This window comes from bacterium (genome assembly GCA_040757115.1).
In the GTDB taxonomy this organism is placed as follows: Bacteria; UBA9089; CG2-30-40-21; order CG2-30-40-21; family SBAY01; genus JBFLXS01.
The window spans coordinates 1-2,409 of sequence record JBFLYA010000382.1 but is presented as its reverse complement, the minus strand read 5'-3'; the positions used below and the strand labels follow the sequence as shown (position 1 = coordinate 2,409).

2 protein-coding genes are annotated in these 2,409 nt (G+C 36.0%); both read right to left on the bottom strand.

Going from position 1 to position 2,409, the window contains the following annotated elements; genetic code table 11:
* Nucleotides 1–156 precede the first annotated feature (156 nt).
* On the bottom strand, nt 157–972 hold the full coding sequence (lsrF, locus tag AB1422_18895; protein ID MEW6621369.1) for a 3-hydroxy-5-phosphonooxypentane-2,4-dione thiolase: 816 nt from the start codon (nt 970–972) through the stop codon (nt 157–159).
* 528 nt (nt 973–1,500) lie between these two features.
* Nucleotides 1,501–2,139: a histidinol phosphate phosphatase domain-containing protein gene (locus AB1422_18890; GenBank protein MEW6621368.1), complete on the bottom strand. Its 639-nt coding sequence runs from the start codon at nt 2,137–2,139 to the stop codon at nt 1,501–1,503.
* Nucleotides 2,140–2,409 lie beyond the last annotated feature (270 nt).

The following is a 2,409-nucleotide window of genomic DNA, read 5'->3' as shown; positions in this document are numbered from 1 at the left end:
TTCCACAATCAATTTCTACCTATTTCTATAAATTTCAATCTATTTCTATTATCTTATCTCCATATCACTCTTATCTCCTTATCCCCTTTCTTACACTTTTGATATATAGCCTGAACGGTTACGAAAAATGAAGAATGAGCAATAATTCGTGCACAATCACTGACTATTCATATTAAATATCTCTACTGCATCCTCGACACTGGCATTTTCGTGAACAATAGCTCGCAGGGCTTTAATCATTGCTACTGGATGTTCATTTTGCCAGATATTTCTGCCCAGATTTACACCAATTGCACCTTTTTGCATGCCATCATAGACAAACTCAAATACTTCCTTATCCGTTTCTACTTTAGGTCCACCAGCCATAATCACTGGCACTGGACAACCCTGAACTACCTTTTCAAAATTTTCACACCAGTATGTCTTGACCACTTTAGCGCCTAATTCGGCACAAATACGGCAGGCTAAGGCTAAATAGCGGGCATCACGCTTTTCTAATTCTTTACCTACCGCAGTTACCGCCATTACTGGCATACCATATTCTTCGCCTTCATCTACGAGTTTGCTTAGATTTAATAATGTTTGATGTTCATAAGCACTGCCAACAAAAACAGAAATGCCTATCGCGGCGACATTAAGTCGCACAGCATCTTTCATACTGGTAGTGATGCCTTCATTAGCCAGGTCTTCCCCCACCATACTTGTGCCTCCAGAGACACGGAGAATAATTGGTTTAGTGTTACTCGGATCGATACAACTGCGTAATACCCCTCTTGTAACAAATAGTGCATCGTAATAGGGGAGAAGTGGTTTGATGGTCTCTCCTGGCTTTTCAAGCTTTCGTGTTGGACCCTGAAAATACCCATGGTCTATTGGCATGAAAAAGCATCGACCATCTGGTTGAATTAATTGTGATAGACGATTCTTCATTCCCCAATCCATTTTTGATAAACCTCCTTTCATTTGGTAAATGGTAACTGGTGAATGGTAATTAAATACCGTTCGGCTGAGCTCACGACGAGGATATTTAATCAATTACCAATTAACCGATTATTTGCTCTTAATTTCATGAAACCCTAATTTAGGAATTAGAGTTCTGCAAAACTAAGAAACTGTAGTTTTTAAGCGGGTATTTAAAACCTCTATTTTTATCAATTTCCTTCAAAGAGCAAAATGCAAAACTCGTTTATAGTTTATGGTTTATAGTTTATAGTCTATAGTTCTTCAACTATCTACTATAAACTATCAACTACAAACTATCAACGGTTTTTGGTTTTACGCTTTTAGTTTTAAGTTTTTCAGCGAATTTGCAAATTTGCCAAAGTTCAGTAAAATTATCTCTTTCCTTTCAGCGTTATTCTTTGGCAACTTACCAATTTTGAAATTTGATTTGTAATTTTGCTTTTTGATATTTGATATTTATTTGTTGTCTCTCCCAAATCCTATTTTGCAGAACCCTATTTAGGAATTGGTAACTGGTGAATGGTAAGTAGTTACCATTCATATTCTATCAACAATTTCTTGTGAATTGGCTAATAATAGGTTAAAATCTTCTATCCCTGCTCCTCTGGCTACTCCTTGTGCAAAGGAAAGGTCAATTAAGTCTTCTATTTGATGGGCATCGGAATTTAAGATTAATTTGGCACCGGCTAATTGTGCCATTTTTACTACATGTCCATTAGTAAGACAATGTCCTCTCCGTGTAGTAATCTCTAAAGCAATATTTCGAGTTTTAGCCAATTGAGTTTCTTCTTTGGTTAACAATCCCGGGTGTGCCAGAATATCTATATCGCTATGTAAAGCCGCCATATTAGTTCCTTTGGTTACCGGTTCAACAAGTGTCTCCCCATGAACAATAATTAGCCTTGCCCCCATATTCCTTGCCCTTGTGGCTAATTTACTAATTAATACTGGTGGAATATGAGTCAACTCACAACCAGGAATAAGTTTTATCTTCATTACTTTATTTAACTCATCACAGGCGTAGAGGAGTCTTGGGATAACAAAATCTATGTTAGAATCATCTACATGGTCAGTAATGGCTAAAACATCTATCCCTTTTTCTTCGGCTCGACTGGCTAATTCTGAAGGTAACAGAACTCCATCAGATAAAAGAGAATGAGTATGTAAATCAATCATAGCAGAAGATATTATTACATAAAAATAGTTAAAAGTCAAGGAAAATTTCGCAGAGACAGAAATTTCCTTTTTTTGTGCATTTCGGGTCTTTCGTTGTTTATTAATCTTTTAATACTTACTTTTGACTAACTGTTTTTTAAGCCTTTTTGTAAGCGTTCAGGTGGTGTAACAAAAGGAGATGTGGAGATTAAGGAGATAGGGAGATATTATTAAAAAAATTGAAATTAATAGAAACTAATAGAAATTTATGGAAATTTGTTGTTTTCCACA

Bases quoted from the DNA above. Each gene is read 5' to 3' on its own strand.
- AB1422_18890 (MEW6621368.1), bottom strand. From the start codon at position 2,139: ATGATTGATTTACATACTCATTCTCTTTTATCTGATGGAGTTCTGTTA.